The 17,734-nt window shown below is 64.3% G+C and carries 17 protein-coding genes; 8 read left to right on the top strand and 9 right to left on the bottom strand.

All coding sequences use genetic code 11. The features are described from left to right. The first annotated feature begins 72 nt into the window (after window positions 1-72). From WAB17_RS10720 to WAB17_RS10705, 4 genes are all read left to right on the top strand, one after another. Entirely contained in the window at window positions 73-1,047 is a 975-nt protein-coding gene (locus WAB17_RS10720) for a bifunctional helix-turn-helix transcriptional regulator/GNAT family N-acetyltransferase (protein WP_435417338.1), read from the top strand. A gap of 377 nt (window positions 1,048-1,424) precedes the next feature. After that, window positions 1,425-3,128 carry a 30S ribosomal protein S1 gene (rpsA, locus tag WAB17_RS10715; RefSeq protein ID WP_435417337.1) on the top strand — a complete coding sequence of 568 codons (1,704 nt, stop codon included), beginning with the start codon at window positions 1,425-1,427 and terminating at the stop codon, window positions 3,126-3,128. 96 nt (window positions 3,129-3,224) lie between these two features. Then, window positions 3,225-3,980: a hydroxyacylglutathione hydrolase gene (gene gloB / locus WAB17_RS10710; RefSeq protein ID WP_435417336.1), complete on the top strand. Its 756-nt coding sequence runs from the start codon at window positions 3,225-3,227 to the stop codon at window positions 3,978-3,980. 4 nt (window positions 3,981-3,984) lie between these two features. Further along, a complete protein-coding gene (locus tag WAB17_RS10705; RefSeq protein ID WP_435417335.1) occupies window positions 3,985-4,959 on the top strand; it encodes an NADPH:quinone oxidoreductase family protein in 975 nt (324 codons plus the stop codon). A 54-nt stretch (window positions 4,960-5,013) separates the two neighbouring features. Here the strand turns inward: WAB17_RS10705 and WAB17_RS10700 are convergent, their stop codons facing one another. The 8 genes from WAB17_RS10700 to WAB17_RS10665 form a co-directional block, all read right to left on the bottom strand. After that, window positions 5,014-5,541, bottom strand: a complete 528-nt coding sequence (locus WAB17_RS10700) for a F0F1 ATP synthase subunit B family protein (protein WP_435417334.1) — start codon at window positions 5,539-5,541, stop codon at window positions 5,014-5,016. Beyond that, a complete protein-coding gene (locus tag WAB17_RS10695; protein ID WP_435417333.1) occupies window positions 5,534-6,025 on the bottom strand; it encodes a F0F1 ATP synthase subunit B family protein in 492 nt (163 codons plus the stop codon). Before WAB17_RS10695 ends, WAB17_RS10700 begins: the two co-directional genes overlap by 8 nt. Window positions 6,026-6,111: 86 nt before the next feature. Continuing rightward, complete coding sequence (locus WAB17_RS10690; RefSeq protein WP_027442220.1) at window positions 6,112-6,339, bottom strand: F0F1 ATP synthase subunit C; 228 nt, start codon at window positions 6,337-6,339, stop codon at window positions 6,112-6,114. Window positions 6,340-6,383: 44 nt separating this feature from the next. After that, window positions 6,384-7,172, bottom strand: coding sequence for a F0F1 ATP synthase subunit A (locus WAB17_RS10685; protein WP_435417332.1), 789 nt, complete (start codon window positions 7,170-7,172; stop codon window positions 6,384-6,386). 38 nt (window positions 7,173-7,210) lie between these two features. Continuing rightward, window positions 7,211-7,546, bottom strand: a complete 336-nt coding sequence (locus WAB17_RS10680; protein ID WP_435417331.1) for an AtpZ/AtpI family protein — start codon at window positions 7,544-7,546, stop codon at window positions 7,211-7,213. Between the two features lie 156 nt (window positions 7,547-7,702). Further along, window positions 7,703-8,092 (bottom strand): YdbL family protein, encoded by a 390-nt coding sequence (locus tag WAB17_RS10675; protein ID WP_435417330.1) that lies wholly within the window; start codon window positions 8,090-8,092, stop codon window positions 7,703-7,705. 11 nt (window positions 8,093-8,103) lie between these two features. After that, entirely contained in the window at window positions 8,104-8,292 is a 189-nt protein-coding gene (locus WAB17_RS10670; RefSeq protein WP_435417329.1) for a YnbE family lipoprotein, read from the bottom strand. 47 nt (window positions 8,293-8,339) lie between these two features. After that, the gene (locus WAB17_RS10665) at window positions 8,340-11,585 is read right to left on the bottom strand and encodes an intermembrane phospholipid transport protein YdbH family protein (RefSeq protein WP_435417328.1); all 3,246 of its coding nucleotides are present in this window, start codon (window positions 11,583-11,585) and stop codon (window positions 8,340-8,342) included. A 70-nt stretch (window positions 11,586-11,655) separates the two neighbouring features. Between WAB17_RS10665 and radC the strand changes: the two genes are divergently transcribed. Then, on the top strand, window positions 11,656-12,381 hold the full coding sequence (gene radC, locus WAB17_RS10660; protein WP_435417327.1) for a RadC family protein: 726 nt from the start codon (window positions 11,656-11,658) through the stop codon (window positions 12,379-12,381). A gap of 7 nt (window positions 12,382-12,388) precedes the next feature. Here the strand turns inward: radC and WAB17_RS10655 are convergent, their stop codons facing one another. Continuing rightward, window positions 12,389-15,187, bottom strand: coding sequence for a DUF3857 domain-containing protein (locus WAB17_RS10655; protein ID WP_435417326.1), 2,799 nt, complete (start codon window positions 15,185-15,187; stop codon window positions 12,389-12,391). 163 nt (window positions 15,188-15,350) lie between these two features. On the opposite strand from WAB17_RS10655, the gene purB reads away from it, so the two are divergent. The 3 genes from purB to pyrF are packed head-to-tail and all read left to right on the top strand — an operon-like array spanning window position 15,351 to window position 17,715. Then, window positions 15,351-16,661, top strand: a complete 1,311-nt coding sequence (gene purB, locus WAB17_RS10650; RefSeq protein WP_435417325.1) for an adenylosuccinate lyase — start codon at window positions 15,351-15,353, stop codon at window positions 16,659-16,661. Between the two features lie 53 nt (window positions 16,662-16,714). Then, a complete protein-coding gene (locus tag WAB17_RS10645; RefSeq protein WP_435417324.1) occupies window positions 16,715-17,041 on the top strand; it encodes a LapA family protein in 327 nt (108 codons plus the stop codon). After that, entirely contained in the window at window positions 17,041-17,715 is a 675-nt protein-coding gene (pyrF, locus tag WAB17_RS10640) for an orotidine-5'-phosphate decarboxylase (protein WP_435417323.1), read from the top strand. The genes WAB17_RS10645 and pyrF overlap by 1 nt, the downstream gene beginning before the upstream one ends. The last annotated feature ends 19 nt before the right edge of the window (window positions 17,716-17,734 follow it).

The raw sequence follows: 17,734 nt of genomic DNA, 5'->3' as shown, positions 1-17,734 counted from the left end.
GGGATCTCGCTTGCGCTGACCGTCCATAACACGATATATATCACGTTATATATCGTGTTATGGAGACTTTGGATGGCGGATGTCATGGCGCAAATGGGGCCGTCTTTTCTTGGCAGCAGGCTCAAAAGGCTGGGTGAACGGATGCAGGCAAGCGCTGCCAATGTGATCACCGACGCCGGCCTGCCGCTGCAACCCGGGCACATGGCAATCCTCGCCGCGCTGAGAACCGGATCGAGGACCGTCGGCCAGCTTGCCGAGCTATGCGGGACCAGCCAGCCGGGCATTACGCGCGCCCTTGGCCAGCTCGACAAGCTGGGCATGATCGCCGATGCCGATTGCACCGACCAGCGCAGTCGCTGCGTCGAACTCACCGTCACGGGCAAGGCGGCCCTGCACAGGCTGACCACCGATGTTTGGCCGCGCGTCGGCACTGCGGCGGCGCAGGTGCTCGAACGGGTCGATGGCGACTTTCTCGCGCAACTGGCAGTTATCGAGGAGGAACTGGCAAGGGCCTCGATCGCCGACCGCGCTGCCGGCCTGAAACCGGAACCGCTGCGCATCGTCCGCTACGACGACACGCTCGCCCATCATTTCCGCGACATCAATGCGGAATGGATCGAGGACATGTACACCCTCGAGCCGACCGATCGCGAGGTGCTCGAGAACCCGCGCGAGACGATCATCGAACCGGGCGGCGACATCCTGTTCGTCGAGGCCGCCGGGCTCGGGATCGTCGGTGCCTGCGCCTTGCGCAAGAGCGGGCAGACTGGCTTCGAACTGACCAAGATGGGCGTGCGGTCGTCCGCGCGCGGGCTGAAGGCCGGCGAGTTCCTGCTGAAGGCGATGATCGCGCGGGCGCAGGAACTGGGCGCAGATCCGCTCTACCTCCTCACCAACCGCAAGAGCGAGGCGGCGATCCACCTCTACGAGAAACTCGGCTTCGTCCACGATGCCGGGATCATGGCCGGTTACGGAAGCTGCTACGAGCGCTGCAACGTGGCGATGCGCTACGCCGGGGGCGGATTGCGGCCTGTCCTACATCGCTGAAGCGGGTCATATGACGGTTCATGCCCGACGCGCCTTGTTCCATGCAGCTTGCCGAAAGTCACACCGGCACTTTTCGCAAGCCGGCCGAAAACCGCAGGAATCTCCCGGAAACTGCCGCGTCACACCGGAAGGTCACGGTTTTCGATTGCCGCTTTGGCGTGACACGCGCCGCCCCATTTCTCTTGCAATCCCGCCGCCTTTGCCCTAGGCGCGCGGCCGTTCTCGAGCATCCCTGGATCGACGGAACCTTCGCGGCGGCATCCGGCCTCGCGGAGAACACGGCCCTCTTGCCCCGTACGGTTCGCAATGGTGCGGACAGACGGTGAAAGACCCCGGAAAAACCGGTGGCCGGTAGCAAACGACTAGGACACGCAATTATGGCGACTTCTGCCACCCCCACGCGCGACGATTTCGAAGCGCTTCTCAACGAACAGCTCGGCGGCGCCGGCGAAGACGGTTTCGAAGGCCGCGTCGTCAAGGGCACCGTGACCGCCATCGAAAGCGGTTTCGCGATCGTTGACGTCGGCCTCAAGAGCGAAGGCCGCATCGATCTCAAGGAATTCACCCGCGGCGAAGGCGACGAGGCCCCGAAGGTGGGCGATGAAGTCGAAGTCTTCGTCGACCGCGTCGAGAATGCCGACGGCGAAGCCATGCTCAGCCGCGACCGCGCCCGCCGCGAAGCCGCCTGGGACAAGCTGGAAAGCGAATTCGGCGAAGGCGTCCGCGTCGAAGGCCGCATCTTCGGCCGCGTCAAGGGCGGCTTCACCGTCGACCTCGACGGCGCCGTGGCCTTCCTGCCCGGTAGCCAGGTCGACATCCGCCCGGTCCGCGACGTCGGCCCGCTGATGGACATGCCGCAGCCGTTCCAGATCCTGAAGATGGACCGCCGCCGCGGCAACATTGTCGTCAGCCGCCGTGCGGTGCTGGAAGAAACCCGCGCCGAACAGCGCAGCGAGCTCATCAACGATCTCGCCGAAGGCCAGATCATCGACGGCGTCGTGAAGAACATCACCGACTACGGTGCCTTCGTCGACCTCGGCGGCATCGACGGCCTGCTGCATGTCACCGACATGAGCTACAAGCGCGTCAACCACCCGAGCGAAGTGATCGAGATCGGCCAGACCGTGACCGTGCAGATCGTCCGCATCAACCAGGATACCCAGCGCATCAGCCTCGGCATGAAGCAGCTTGAAAGCGATCCGTGGGATGGCGTGGCGGCGAAGTATCCGGTCGGCATGAAGCTGTCGGGCACCGTCACCAACATCACCGAATACGGCGCCTTCGTCGAAATCGAGCCGGGCATCGAAGGCCTGGTGCACGTTTCGGAAATGAGCTGGACCAAGAAGAACGTCCACCCGGGCAAGATCGTCTCGACCTCGCAGGAAGTCGATGTGATGGTGCTGGAAGTCGACAGCGACAAGCGCCGCATCAGCCTCGGCCTCAAGCAGGCCCAGGGCAATCCGTGGGAAGAGTTCGCGGACAAGCACCCGGTCGGCACCGAAGTCGAAGGCGAAGTCAAGAACGCCACCGAATTCGGCCTGTTCATCGGTCTCGACGGCGATGTCGATGGCATGGTGCACATGTCGGATATCGCCTGGGGCATCTCGGGCGAAGACGCGCTGGCGCTGCATCGCAAGGGCGAGATGGTCAAGGCCGTCGTGCTCGACGTCGACATCGAGAAGGAGCGCATCAGCCTCGGCATGAAGCAGCTCGAAAAGGGTGCTCCGTCGGCCGCGGGTGCGGATTCGAGCTCGCTGCGCAAGAACGAAACCGTCACCGTCACCGTCCTCGAAGTCCGCGATGGCGGTCTCGAAGTGCAGGTCGGCGAAGACGGCGCAACCGGCTTCATCAAGCGTTCGGACCTCGGCCGCGACCGCGACGAGCAGCGCACTGACCGCTTCCAGCCCGGTGCCAAGGTCGATGCGATGGTCATCGGCTTCGACCGTTCGAAGAAGCCGAACTTCTCGATCAAGGCGCTGCAGATCGCCGAAGAGAAGGAAGCCGTGGCCCAGTTCGGTTCGGCCGACTCGGGCGCATCGCTCGGCGACATCCTCGGCGAAGCGCTGAAGAAGAAGGACTAAGTCCTCTTCTCCGCCGAGCGGAACATGAAAGGCCCGCCCCTCCACCCGGAGCGGCGGGCCTTTTCACATCCCGAACGCTGGCATAGGATAGGCGGCATGATCAAGATCCACCAGTTCCCGTGCCTGTCCGACAATTACGGATACCTCGTCCACGATCCTGCCAGCGGCGAGACTGCGGCGATCGATACGCCCGACGGTGCGGAATACCTGCGCCAAGCCGAAGACAAGGGCTGGACCATCACACAGATCTGGAACACCCACTGGCATCCCGACCATGCCGGCGGCAACACGGCCATCGTCGAAGCCACCGGCGCGACGATCATCGCGCCGCAGGAAGTCGAGAGAATCTCCACCATCGACCGCGTGGTGGCGCATGGCGATACGGTTTCGCTGGGCGGCTTCACCGCCGCCGTGATCGACGTGTCGGGTCACACCAACGGCCACATCGCCTATCACCTGCCGAAGGCAGGCGTGGCCTTTGTCGGCGACAGCGTCTTTGCCTTGGGCTGCGGGCGGATGTTCGAAGGCGAACCGCAGCAGTTCTGGAACAGCCTCAGCCGGATCAAGGCGCTGCCTCCCGAGACCATGCTGTATTGCGCCCATGAATATACCCAAGCCAATGCGAGTTTCGCGGTCCACGCCGATCCCGACAACGAGCAGCTCCGAGCCTATGCGGCGTGGGTGGTCGCAATGCGCAAGACCGGCGAACCGACCGTGCCGACGGAACTGGGCAAGGAACTCGCGACCAATCCCTTCCTGCGCGCTGACGATCCGGTGCTTGCGGCAAGGTGGGGCGGGTCGACCCCGGCCGAAACCTTTGCTGCCTTGCGCGCCGCCAAAGACAATTTCTAGTTCCATGAGGGGACTGCGCGTCCACCAACTGTCCGGCGACCTTTCGGGCGTCGAGCTGGTGGACCTGCCCATGCCCGAACGCGGGCCGGGCGAAGTGCTGGTGCGCATCCGCGCCGCCTCGCTGAATTACCCCGACCTGCTGATGACGCGGGGCGAGTACCAGTTCAAACCCGAACCGCCCTTCACCAGCGGCATGGAGCTGGCGGGCGAAGTTGTCGAGGCGGATGGCGAGAGCGGCTTTGTGCCGGGCGACCGTGTTATGGGGGGCGCCAAGACTGGCGGCTTTGCCGAATATGCATCCATCCCGGCCCGGTCGCTACGTAAGGTGCCGGAGGGCGTTGCCTTCCCTGTCGCATCGGCCATGGGGGCTGCGTATTTGACAGCCTATGTCGCCTTGGTCGAACTCGGCGGGTTGGAGGCCGGGCAGACCGTACTGGTGCACGGGGCGACCGGGGGCGTCGGTCTCGCCGCCTGCGACCTGGCAAAGGCATTGGGCGCAAGGGTGATCGCCGCCACCCACAATCCCGCCAAGCTGGACGCGCTCAAAGGAGCGCGCGGGGTTGACCATGCGATCGTCAACAGCGGGCGTTTCCGCGAGGACATCATTGCGCTCACCGACGGCCGCCTTTGCGACCTCGTGTTCGACCCCGTCGGCGGCGACGTGTTCGACGAAAGCACCCGCTGCGTCACCTTTGGCGGCAAGCTGCTGGTGGTCGGTTTCGTCGCGGGGCGCATTCCCGAGATTTCGGTCAATATCCCGCTGATCAAGGGCTTCTCGGTCGTCGGCGTGCGCGCAGGGGAATACTCGCGGCGCTTTCCCGAGCGCGGTGCCCGCATCATGGAAGAAATCGCGCGGCTCGCCAGCAGCGACGCCATCCAGCCGCATATCGACCGAACCCTGCCCCTCGACCAATGGCGCGAGGCGTTCGACGCCATGGCCGCGGGCGATCTGGTCGGGAAAGTGGTGCTGGAACCCTAGAAACGAAAAGAGCGGCCCCGCAGGACCGCCCTTCCCTTTTCACGTTACAGCCGCTTAGAGCGCCGAGATCACCTGGTCGGCCAGTGCCTTGTCGGCATCGGCGTCGTGCTTTTCGGCGATCAGCTTGCGGCTCGCCTTTGTCGCGGCGGCAGCGGCGGTGGCGCGCACTTCGTCGATGGCTTCACGCTCGGCGGCGGCAATCTTGTCTTCGGCCATCTTCTTGCGGCGTTCGACCAGCGCCTTGCTGTCCGCTTCGGCCTTGGCGACGATCGCGTCCGCCTCATGGCGGGCATTCGCCATCATCGCTTCGGCATCCTTTTCGGCACCGGCAATCTTGGCGCTGTATTCGTCGCGGAGTTTTTCAGCCTCGGCGCGCAGGGTTTTGGCCTCATCCAGCTGGGCCTTGATCTCGGCAATCTTGCTGTCGAGCCCGCCGGTTATCACGCCGGGTACCTTCTTCCACAGGAAGATGGCGAGCAGCACGACCATGGCCACCGAAACCCACTGGTAGGGTTCGAGGCCGAAGGCAGTCGGATCGGAATGCGCGCCTTCCTCGGCAGCGAGGAGGAGAAGATCAAGCATCGAGCGCCTCCTTCACAGCTTTGGCGGCGGCAGGCTTGGTCACCTTCACGCCGGCGAGACGCGAGACGATGTCCTGCGCAGCCTCTACAGCGACAGTCTCGACTTCGGCCATGGCTTCGGTACGGGCAGCGGCGATGCGCTCCTCCGCCTCGGCCAGCTTGGTGTCGAGCCGCTTCTGCGCGGCAGCGATGGTCTTTTCGGACTTCTTCGCGGCTTCGGCCTTGGCTTCGGCAACGAGCTTCTGCGCGGCAGCGCGGTTCTCGTTCTCGCGAACGCGCCAGGCTTCTTCCTCGGCGTCAGCCTTGTCGCGGGCGGCCTGCGCGGCGGCAAGGTCGCTGGCGATCTGCTGGTCGCGTTGCCCCACAGTCTCCAGGACCTTGGGCACCATTCCGCGGCCGATGACGAAGAAGGTGAACCCGAAGAACACCAGCAACCAGAATATCTGGCTGGAGTAGGTTTCCGCGAGCTGGGCAATCTGGGGCATGGAAGCGGTCCCGGAAAGTCAGTCAAACAAAAGGAAAACGACGGAGCAAAGGCACGTGCCCCGGCCCCGTCGCATCAATCGGTGTCTTAGGCGACGAAGATCAGGATCATCGCGACGACGAACGCCAGCAGGCCGAGAAGTTCGGCAGCGGCGAAACCGATGAACAGGCGGCCCTGCTGGCCGTCAGCGGCACCCGGGTTGCGGAGAGCCGATTCGAGGAACGAGCCGAACACGTTACCCACGCCGATGGCGGCCATGCCGGCACCGATGGCTGCGAGACCCGCACCGACGAGCTTTGCTGCTTCTGCTTCCATTGTAATAACTCCTTGGAAAAATCTGGATGGGTTGATTGGGAAACTCAGTGCAGATGCTCGGCGTCGTTGATGTACAGCGACGTGAGCAGTGCGAAAACATAGGCCTGGATGCCGGCAACCAGGATTTCCAGCGCGCTGATCGCCACCATCAGTGCGAAGCTGGGCACGCTGACGAGCAGGCCGATCCCGGCACCGGCATTGATGCCGTTGATGACGAAGCTCGACAGCACCTTCAGCAGCACGTGGCCGGCCATCATGGCGACGAACAGTCGCAGGCCGAGGCTGAAGGGGCGGATGAGGAACGAGAAGAACTCGATCAGGGCGATCGCGGGGACCATCGGCAGCGGGGTGCCATGCGGCACGAACAGGCTGAAGAAGTGCAGCCCGTGATTCCAGAAGCCGACGATCAGGACAATCGAGAAGCTGATGATCGCCAGCACACCGGTGATCGTGAAATGGCTGGTGAAGGTGAACGGGTGGATGCCCAGCACGCCCAAGGGCAGCAGGCCGAGCAAATTGCCGAACAGGATGAACATGAACAGGCTGAAGATGTAGGGCACGTACTTGCGCCCTTCCTTGCCGACGTTGGCTTCCAGCATGTTGTCGATGAAGCCGGTGAAGCTTTCCACCGCCATCTGCCAGCGGCCCGGGACCAGCTGGCGCTTCATCCCGCCGACCATGAAGATGGTCAGCGCGACGACGGTCACCAGCATCCAGGCGGCGCTGTTGGTGAACATGATGTTGTAGCCGGCAAGCTCCCAGCCTTGCGTGCCGAACAACGGCTCCACAGTGAACTGGTGCATCGGGTCGACTTTGCCTTGTTCGGCGGCCACGCGAAATCCTTACACGACTGGGCGAACCCGCATCCCGTTCAGTCCCCGTCGGGGCCATCATCGGGAGGCGTGTTCGCCATCCGGAACACATTCCTGAAGGCGACGACTATCCCGAGGAACAGCCCCACCAACAGACCCCATGGCCCGGTACCGAACAAGGCATCGACGGCCCATCCGATCACCGTGCCGCCGAGAAGCCCGCCGAGGAGGTCCGCCAGCACCCGGTTGCCGCTGCGATAGTTCGCGTCGGCGCCGGTGCCCTGCGGCCGGTTGCGCTGCTCTTCCCGCTCGCGTGCGGCCTTCAGCCGCGCTTCGAGCGCGTCGATCCGCGCATCTTCGGCAATGGGTTCCCGGGCGGACTTTTCGTCGCTCATGCCATGCTCCCTGATTGAAGGCTTGCGCGGCACGGGCAAGAGCTGCCCGCCGAGGGCGCCGCCCCCTTAGAAGGGGGTCCAAAACAAGTCAACCGGACAGCACCCCCATGGCACCGTCCGGTTGACGATATTTCTGCAACTGCCGTTGCGCAGGCGCTACGGGCAGCGCGGGTCGCGCGTTGGCGCAGCGGCGCCGCGTGTCTCCCACACGCCTGCCGGCGTCTGGTACTTCTCTCCGGGTTCGGTCCGCTCGATCAGTTCGCAGCCCTGGGCAAACGCGTATTCCTGCAATGTCACGCGCTGCTCCTGCGCCCGTTCGGTGTAATTGGCGCGCCGCTTGATGTTGATCTCGTCGACGAGGTCGCGGATCGCCTGTGGCTGGTTGCCGACGACGCCGAGGTAGCCGTCCGGCCGCTCGCCTACCTGCCCAGCGGAGCGTGCCGCCGAATAGGCGGGAGAGCGCTGGAAATAGGCCATCGCCGGGGCCGCAAGGGCGATACCCAGGAGAGCCGTCACCGCCAGCTTGCCGATCGAAGATTTCACCATTGTCCTTGCCTTCAAAAAATGTCCGCGTTTTCCTCGATGTTCTCATCGACGTCTTCCGCGAGACGATAGATTACTTCCTGCCGGATGTTGATGTTGAGCTCTATCACGATGGGCTCGGCCGGCGCGTTGATGTTCACGCACCCGGCCAGCGCCGCCGGGATCGCCAACGCTGCCGACAAGACCACCGGCCCCCGTTTCATGCCCGATGTTGTCGCACCTGGCCTTGGGGCAGTCAAATGTGGGGCTGTCATAGGTCTTCCTCGCTTTCGGGGTCCTGAATAGGCGGTTTTGCCGGTGCAAGCTCTTGTGGCGGACGGGGCCGGGGTCCGGGCGGCCCGTCGGGCCGGACGGCAGGCGGCGGGTCGCGGCTGAGAACGGGGTCGGGCGTCGGCCCCATAAGTCCTTCGATGCTGCGCGGATCGCGGATATATTCCGGGTCGTAGAGCGAGCGCATGTTGTTGAGCAACTGGTAGAACGGCGCGCGCACGTTGACGTTGAAACGGATCGGCAGCTGCCCGATGCGGCGGGTGATGAAATTGGTATCGGCGCCTTCCCCCTGGGTTACCCCGTCGAAGGTGATGGCGGTCAGCACCTCGCCCGCCAGCGGACCTTCGATCCCGACACGCATCTGCTCGAAATCGAGCGACTTGAGCGAGCGGAAGGCGAAATTCGCGATCGCCCCCAGGTCCTCGTAGGTGAGGTCGCCGACGTAGGATACATTGCCGCCCGGCGGGCGGGCCACCAGCACGCTGTCTTCGATGAAGCCGTTGCCGAACTCGTCGAAGACCACGCCCACTGTTCCGTCGAAGGTTCCGGTGACGGAAATATTGCCGAGCTCGAGCCGCTGGACGAACAACGCGGCATCCAGCCCTTGGACATCGAAGATGTATCGCCGCGTTTCAGGGCGCGAGAAATCGAGCGCGACGGGCCGCATCGACAAGGTGCCGCCCAGCCACGGCCAGCGTCCGCCTTCGACGGCCAGCAGGGTGCCCTCGCGCAACTGGAAATCGACGTAGCCGTCGTCGATCTCGATCCCGGGATTGAGCGATTCGATACGCAGGCGCTGCCCCGGTGCCGTCGTCAGCCCCAGCAGATCGGTGAACACCACGGTCCCGGACGCGCCCTTCACCGGGCCGAACGGGGCGGCCAGATCGAGCGAATCGGTGCTGAAGCTGCCGCGGCTGGTCACGCCGCCGCTGTCCCACGCAATCCGGCCCGTTCCGGTGACCGTACCTTCCACCAGGGCGACGATCCCGCGCGCCAGTTCGGTCAGGGTGACAGGCTGCAGCCCTTCGTCGAAGGTCAGACCGGCGACGCGCAGGTCGGCGGAGCCGGTTCCAGTTGCGAGGTCATGCGCGATATCGACGGCCGTCACGACCCGATCGCTGGACGGCTCGCGCAGGTCTGCCCGGGCTGTGAGGCGTCCGCCTGCCAGCCGGACTGCAGCGTCGCGCGCATAGAGCGGGTTGAAGGAAGCCGCATCCTTGCGGTCCTCGATCCGGAAATTCGCGCCGTCTATGGCCAGAGTCCCGCCCGAATAGCTCCATTCACCGGCAGCATCGAAGATATCGAGCGGCACCGCATCGAGGCCCATGTCGGCCCGAGCGAAGGACCCACGCAGATCGCGCCCAAGCTGGCCTTTGAGTTCCGGGACCACGAATCGAGCGGCAGCACCTTCTTCGCCGATGACCAGTCGCGTATCCCGCATCGATAGCGTGCCCGGCCAGGCCAATCCGACAGCACGGCTTGCGATCCGTATGGGTGATCCGCCCAGCCGGCCACGCAAATCGAGGTTTGCCGCACCTGCAGCAACGGCAATCCCGCGGCTGTCATAACGCAGGATGGGCTGGCCGCGAGGCGGACAGAGGGTCAACTGCCGGCTGTCGAGCGCAAGGTTGAAGAGGGCCAGCCTCTCGAACCGCACGGGCGTACAGCTGTCCCACATGCGGATACTTCCGTCGGACCCGATCCGACCGGCCACGGGAATACGCAAGCCTCGCACCAGCCCGTTGGGAAGCGGCCCGTCGGCCTCGACCGCTCCCGAGATGGCAATGTTACCATTGCGCGCCTGCCTGACTTCCATGTCCGGCACGGCCAGCCGGCTTCCTTCAGCCTCGTAAGGGGCCATCTGCAAGCGGAATACTGCCCCCCGCCCATCCCGTTCCATTCGCCCGCGCAGTTGCGGCAGACCAGCGCCCGACATCGCCAGATTTCCGCTCAGGAGCGGAACATTCTGCCCCGCTGTGCGCAACTGGAACCGCGTAATTGTGGCAATGGTTTCGCCGCTGCGACTGCGAAGGCTTGTCCGCGGTGCAGATAGTCTCACCCCGTCCGCGTCGGCCCGGAGCGTCACTTCCGACGAGAAAGCCGATCCGGCCGCTTCGCGTTCGAGCGCCCGATTGAACTTGGCTAGAAGCGGCGCCGCGAGCGTGGCCTCGGTCGCGGCGATGCCTGCGCGAAGACCGGCGAGGACCGAGCGATCGAAAGACAGCCTGTCGCCGTCGATCTCGGCATCAAGCTGCACCGATTTGAACCCCGTGTCCCCGCGCAAACCGCCGGCCATGGCCAGCGAATCGAAGCGCACACCTTGCGCTTCCGGGTCGTCGATGGTCGTGTCGAAGCGAGCGACAAGCCTCCCCTTGCGGAAACTGGACTGGGTACCGAGGCTTGCTCCTGCCATCGAACCGCCTCGGAAGGCCAAGCGGCCGGTTTCACCTTCGAGCCGAAGGTCGGCCCCATCGAGCGTACTGTCGCCGGTAAGACCGAGGTTGAATTCGGCCTTGGCGAGCGAAATTCCCTGTCTCGTGCAGGCCGACCGCCCCGCTCGTAGAGGACCGGCTATCGCCGGTCGTCCGGCATCGACCGTGACCTCGCCGAACACTGTCAGCCGCTCGACCGTGCAATCCTCATAGGCGATGGAAGGGGCGATAGCGGCGAGCGAACCGCGAAATCCGTCGTCGAGTTCGCCCTCGCCCTCTGCCTTCAGGCCGACATTGCCCCATGTCGTGTCGATCCGCGCGCGCCCGTCGACCAGTTTGACGTCGAGATCGGGCAATCCCGGTGGTTCGTCGCTTTCCGCGAACAGCACCTTGTCGAGCGTTCCGAAGGTGAGCCTACCGTCAGCGTCGACCGATCCGTACAGGCGCGGGCGGGTCACCTCGATCCTGCCTATCGCAGGATAGCCGAATCGGTAGCGCAGGTTGATGACCACACGCTCGACGGTCAGGTCGGGATCGTCCGGATCGCCGATAACAATGTTCCGCACCGCCTGCCGCGTCGGGCCTATCGATTCGATTTCGTAGCTGCCGGGCAAGCCATACTTGCGCAACTGGTCCGCGATGATGTTGTCGGCAATCCGCTCGCGGGTGAGCCAGCCGACCAGCAGCCCCGCCACGATCAAAGTAAGCAAGGCAAGACTTGCGTTGCGGGCAATGCGAAAAGACGCACGACTGGTGCGGGCAGGTTCGACCGTTACCTCTTCGCCCGATTCCATTGGACCCCACTTGCGCGCGCACGCCTCGAAAGGCAATGTTTCTCCAACGCTTGAACCGCACGAGGGTTGCTTGTCCCAGTACCAAAATCGCGATGCTCCGGCAGGACGTCCGGTCGCGCCTGCGCCGCACGCCGGTGCCGGTCACCGGGAACGCTTGCGCGAACGACTGCTCAAGGGCGGACCCGAGGCGTTGGCCGACTATGAGGTGCTCGAATACCTCCTGTTCGCCGCGATCCGCCAAGGCGATACCAAGCCGGTCGCCAAGGCGCTGCTGGCACGCTTCGGCTCGCTCGCAGGCGTCCTCAACGCCGATCCCGGAGCGCTGGCCGAGGTCAAGGGCATGGGATTGTCGAGCGCCGCTGCACTTCGGGCGGTCGCCGTCGCCGCCCGCCGCATGGCGCGCAACGAAGTGGAAGATCGCCCTTTGCTGGGCAGCTGGCAGGCCCTGATCGACTACCTTACGGTCGACATGGCCCACCTTACGGTCGAACGCGTCCGCGTGCTCTATCTCAACACGCAGAACCGTCTGATCCAGGACCATCACGTCGGCGACGGTTCGATCGACGAGGCTGCCATCCACCCGCGCGAGGTGATCCGCCGCGGGCTCGATCTGGGCGCGACCGCGCTGATCCTAGTCCACAACCATCCGAGCGGCAATCCCGAACCCAGCCGGGCGGATATCCAGATCACCAACCGCATCGCCGAGGCGGGGCGACTGCTCGGCATCACCGTCCACGATCACGTCATCGTAGGACGGCAAGGCCATGTCAGCCTTCGGGCAAAGGGACTGATCTAGCGCGCGCTCAGGGCTTGAGCCCAAAAGCGGCGAACCGCACGTCGATCATCGGATCGATCCGTTCTGCCTGCAACAGGTCCTCGCGCCCCTTCGCATCTCCCTGCTTCAACCGGATCAGTCCTCGCAAATAGCGGCTGCTGGCAAGGCCCGGTTCCTTCGCCAGCACCGTTTCGACATCGGCCAGCGCATCGTCGAGCTTGCCCTGGCGGTATTTCACCATGGCACGGCTGTCGATTACCCAGGCTTGCTGCCCGGACAGCTTCACCGCTTCCTCGCAATAGTCGAGCGCATCCTCGACATTGTAGTTCCAGGTTCCGGCCAGCCAGCATTTGCCGTTCAGCAAGGTCACTTCCTCCGGCCTCTCATCGATCATCTCGCCAAGCCGGTCCCAAGCCTCCTCTTCGCGCTTGGCATAGCCCGACAGTTCGGACCATTGAGTCATGACGGCAACCGCATCGTCGCCGGCAAGGCCAAGACTGTCGAGCAGATCGAGACCTTCGTCCGCCCGTTCTGCGCGGGCCAGTTGCAGCGCATATTCGGCGGCAGTCGCGAAGTCCCCCTGCAATTCGAAGGCCCGTTCGGCACTTTCAACCGCGCCCTCGACATCGCCCAGCACTGCCTGCGCCTGTGCAAGCGAGGTATAGGCCTCGGGACTTGCCTCGAGTTCGATAGCCTTGGTGAAGTCCGCCCGCGCCTCGTCGAAATTACGCGCCAGAACGTGCACCAGGCCGCGCAGCAGCACCATCTGCGCGACATCGTCGAACTCGTCGGCAAGCTGATCAACCGCGGCAACGGTGGGCGCCATGCGGCGGGCGATTTCCTTGTCGTCCAGTTCCCAGAAACGGGTCGGGCCATCGATCTTGACCTTGGGATCACCGCTGGCGATGCGGCGTATGGCCGACTTGGCTTCGGAAATTGCCGCGGCATCGAGCTCTGCCGGGACATAGGATGTCAGATCGCTGACCTGCAGCCGGCCCCCGTCGAGGCGAGTGGTGCGCTGGATCCTGGTGCCGGCCGCCACTTCCTCCAGATCGGCTGTACCCAGCAACCTGGCCCCCGCCCCACTATCGGGCAGCAGCACCGAAAGTTCGCGGCCATAGGTATAGGGTCCGCCCACCAGATAGGGGATTTCGCGCCAGTCGGATGGTGCTCGATTGGGTTTGAACTCCCAGTTCGTCGTGGCGGAATCGACGTTGTACGTGGCGGTATCACGCTCGATCGCGAAGCCTTCCCACACGAGACCCTTGGCGGTCATCGTGGCGACGCCCGTCTCGGCGTCGTAGCTGACATCCGCATCGTAAACGATGCCTTCGATGGCATCGCCGATCTTCTTGTTCGCGGCAGCAAGGATCTGCTTCGGGTCGGTTTCGCTCGCCGATGCGCGCATCCGCGCACCCATGACCCCGCGCGAGACGATCGTCGCCTCGTAAAGCCCGGGCAGGTCTATCCCGGCGGAAAAATCGAAGTTCACTGTCATCACTTCGTCCGCCACCTTGGGCCAGCGCTGCTCCAGCTTCATCGGTGCAGCGCCACCGGGCACGATGGGCAGTGCCCAGACGAAATCGGGCACTTCATACATGGTATCGATCCGCGCACCGGCGCTGGTGCCGTCGAGCCAGTAATCCAGCCCGTCGATGCGCGCGTGCACGATCATGTGGTCGAAGGCGCCCGGTAGCGGCTGCGAAATGCTCACCGCATCGCCCCATTCGCTGTCGACCAGCACGACGTTCGATTCGATCCCCATCTGCTGCAGCATGGCCAGCAGCAGCATGCTCTTGGCCTTGCAGTCGCCGAATTTGAGGTCCCATGTTTCCTGTGGCTTTTGCGGCAGGTAGTTGCCGCCGTTCATGCCATTGGCGAGATAGCTGATCTCGTCCTGGACCAGCCGCAGTGCCAAGGCTGCGCGTTCTTCGGGTGACGCGGTTTGGGCCATGATCCGCGCGACCTCGGCTGCGATCGCGCTGTCAGCAGCGATCGCCGAATCGGTCGAGAAATGCGGCGCCATCACGGCGCTGACTTCCAACCAATCGGCGAACGTTCCGAACTGCAGCTGCGGCGCGACCTGGAAACGGCGTGGCGAATCCTCCGGCATTTCCTTTAGTTCGGCAATCGGCAAGGCGACCTCTACGAAGCTGTCCTTGCCGGCGGTCTGAACCTGCGGTGCCTCGATCTGGCCAATGGCTTTCCAGCCGATCGGCGCGTCCTTGGGCCACGACACGCGCAGCCGCCCGAATCCGAGCTTGGTCGGTTCAGCGATCAGCCTCTCGGTCGCCTGCATTTCGTCATTGAGCGCCTGGTCGCGCAAGGTCGTCGACGTCGTAACGCGCAACACATCGCCGACTTGCATGCCTGGAATGGCGAAGGCGGCGGTCAGCGCGCCATCGACCGAACGCTTTTCCAGTTCGCGTTCGCGCCGAAGGATTTCCGGCCTGAGGCCCTGCTTGACGAGATCGATGACCTTGCCATCGCGGATCAGTTGGAGCCGGTGGACCACCAGGTCGCCCTTGTCGGGAAACCAGCTGAACTGCTGCGTCCCGAATTTCTGGAGCGCTTCCGTCGTCCTCACGTCATAAGCGATGTCGATGTAGCGGGTGACGATGCCGCCATCGAGGCGGACCTGCCTGTCGAAGAGCACTACCTCTTCCCCGCTGGCAATTGCCGCTTCGATGTCGGCCGCCTCCACCCACGCCGGCGGCTCGGCGAACAGCACCTCGTCACCGGCGACGACTGGCTGCGCGACGATTGCGACAGGTGCGATGAAATAATGGAAACGGTTCATGCGGTCGGCCCCCGGGTATTCATTCAAGCAGTGAAGTCATAAAGGCCCGACATTGCTTTGCAATCTCCGCCACCATGTTTTCGGACCCGCATCTGGCTGCAGGCAAAAAATCGTCCGCGTGCTTGCCATGGGATGATCTGCGCCCTAGCCGCCGCGCGAGAGTTCAACACCCTTTGCCCGGAGTCGACCCATGGTCCCCCGTTACGCCCGCCCCGAAATGACCGCCATCTGGGAGCCGGAGGCCCGCTATCGCATCTGGTTCGAGATCGAGGCCCATGCGACCGAGAAACTGGGCGAATTGGGCGTGGTGCCCGCCAGCGCGGCCAAGGCGCTGTGGGACTGGTGGGCGACGAACCCTAGGATCGACGTCGAAGCCATCGACGCCATCGAGGCCGTGACCAAGCACGACGTCATCGCCTTCCTTACCTGGGTGGCGGAGAATGTCGGTGACGAGGCGCGCTTCATGCACCAGGGCATGACCAGCAGCGATGTGCTCGACACCACGCTGGCGGTGCAGCTGGCACGGGCGAGCGACATTTTGCTGGCTGATCTCGACGATCTGCTGGCAGCAATAAAACGCCGCGCGGAGGAGCACAAATACACGCCCACCATCGGCCGCAGCCACGGCATCCATGCCGAGCCGGTGACCTTCGGGCTCAAGCTGGCACAAGCCTATGCCGAATTCGACCGCTGCAAGACGCGGCTCTTGGCCGCACGCGCCGAGATCGCCACTTGCGCCATAAGCGGCGCGGTCGGTACCTTTGCCAATGTCGATCCGCAGGTGGAGGAATATGTCGCCGACAAGCTGGGCCTCGCCGTGGAGCCGGTCAGCACCCAGGTGATCCCGCGCGACCGGCACGCAATGTTCTTCGCGACGCTCGCGGTGATTGCAGGCAGCATCGAGCGGCTTGCGGTCGAAATTCGCCATTTGCAGCGCACCGAGGTGCTCGAGGCCGAGGAGTATTTCTCGCCCGGTCAGAAGGGCTCGAGCGCCATGCCGCACAAGCGCAACCCGATCCTGACCGAGAACCTGACCGGCCAAGCGCGCATGATCCGCGCCTATGCCCTGCCCGCGCTGGAGAACGTCGCGCTGTGGCACGAGCGCGACATCTCCCACAGCTCGGTCGAACGGTTCATCGGCCCGGACGCCACCATCACGCTCGATTTCGCGCTCGCCCGCCTGACGGGTGTGGTCGACAAGCTGCTGGTCTATCCCGAACGGATGCAGGCCAACATGGACCGCATGGGCGGCCTCATCCATTCGCAGCGGGTGCTGCTGGCACTGACGCAGGCAGGCGTCAGCCGCGAGGATGCCTACCGCCTGGTCCAGCGCAATGCGATGAAGGTGTGGGAATCGGACGGACGGCTGATGCTGCTCGACCTGCTCAAGTCCGACCCTGAAGTCACCGCTGCACTGTCGCCGGACCAGCTCGACGAGAAGTTCGATCTCGAATACCACTTCAAGCACGTCGATACGATTTTCGCTCGGGTATTCGGCTAGACGTTTGGCCGCGCCCGCCCTAGCATCGTCTGCGAAGGGAGATGGTGGGGAAGATGCGCATAATCCGAAGCTTGCTGCTGGCGATCATCGGGCTGTTCGCCCTGGTTTTTATCGCGATGAACTGGCGCGAGCGGGTGCCGGTGCGGATCTGGCCGTTCGACCAGGGCCTGCTGTTCGAATGGCCCGTCGGGTTCATCGCTCCGATTTTCTTCCTGCTGGGTTTCCTTCCAATGTGGTTCTATCATCGCGGCGTCCGCTGGAGCCTGCAGCGCAAGGTCGTCAGCCTCGAAAATGCGGCCCGCGCCTCGATGGTGGCGCGACCCGGCACCGAGGACGCCGACGGGCCCGGCGCGACCGGCACGGCGGAGGGCAGGCCCTGATGTCGAACCCGGTCTACCTTGCGCTCGACCTGCCCCGGCTCGAAGCGGCCAAGGCCCTGGCCACCCGCGTCAAGTCGCACATTGGCGGCATCAAGCTCGGCATGGAGTTCTTTTACGCCCATGGCCACCACGGGGTGCACGAAATCGCCCACGTCGGCCTCCCGATCTTCCTCGACCTGAAGCTGCACGACATACCCAACACCGTCGCTGCCGCGATGCAGTCGATCCATGTGCTCGAGCCCGCCATCGTCACGGTCCACGCCTCGGGCGGTCGCGCGATGATGGAGGACGCGAAGGCTGCAGCGGGCGACAAGACGAAGGTCGTCGCCGTCACCATGCTGACGAGTCTCGACGAGCGCGACCTGCAACGCACCGGCATCAACGGCAGCGCACATGACCAGGTACTCCGCCTGGCCGAACTAGCCGAAGCCTCGGGCCTGGACGGCATCGTGTGCTCCGGCCAGGAAGTAGGCGCGGTCCACAAGCAGTGGAAGAAGGGCTTCTTCGTGGTCCCAGGCCTCCGCCCGGCAGGCAGCGCGACCGGCGACCAGAAGCGCGTCGTCACCCCGCGCCAGGCTCGCGACGACGGAGCGAGCGTGCTCGTCATCGGCCGCCCGATCAGCAGGGCCGACGATCCGCTGGCTGCGGCGCGGCAGATCGAGGCAACACTATAGCAATCTTGATTTGGGAGAG

The organism is Parerythrobacter aurantius, from assembly GCF_045291475.1.
Lineage (GTDB): Bacteria > Pseudomonadota > Alphaproteobacteria > Sphingomonadales > Sphingomonadaceae > Parerythrobacter > Parerythrobacter aurantius.
Note: the sequence above shows the minus strand (reverse complement) of the source record. Positions and strands in the feature narration are given on the sequence as shown.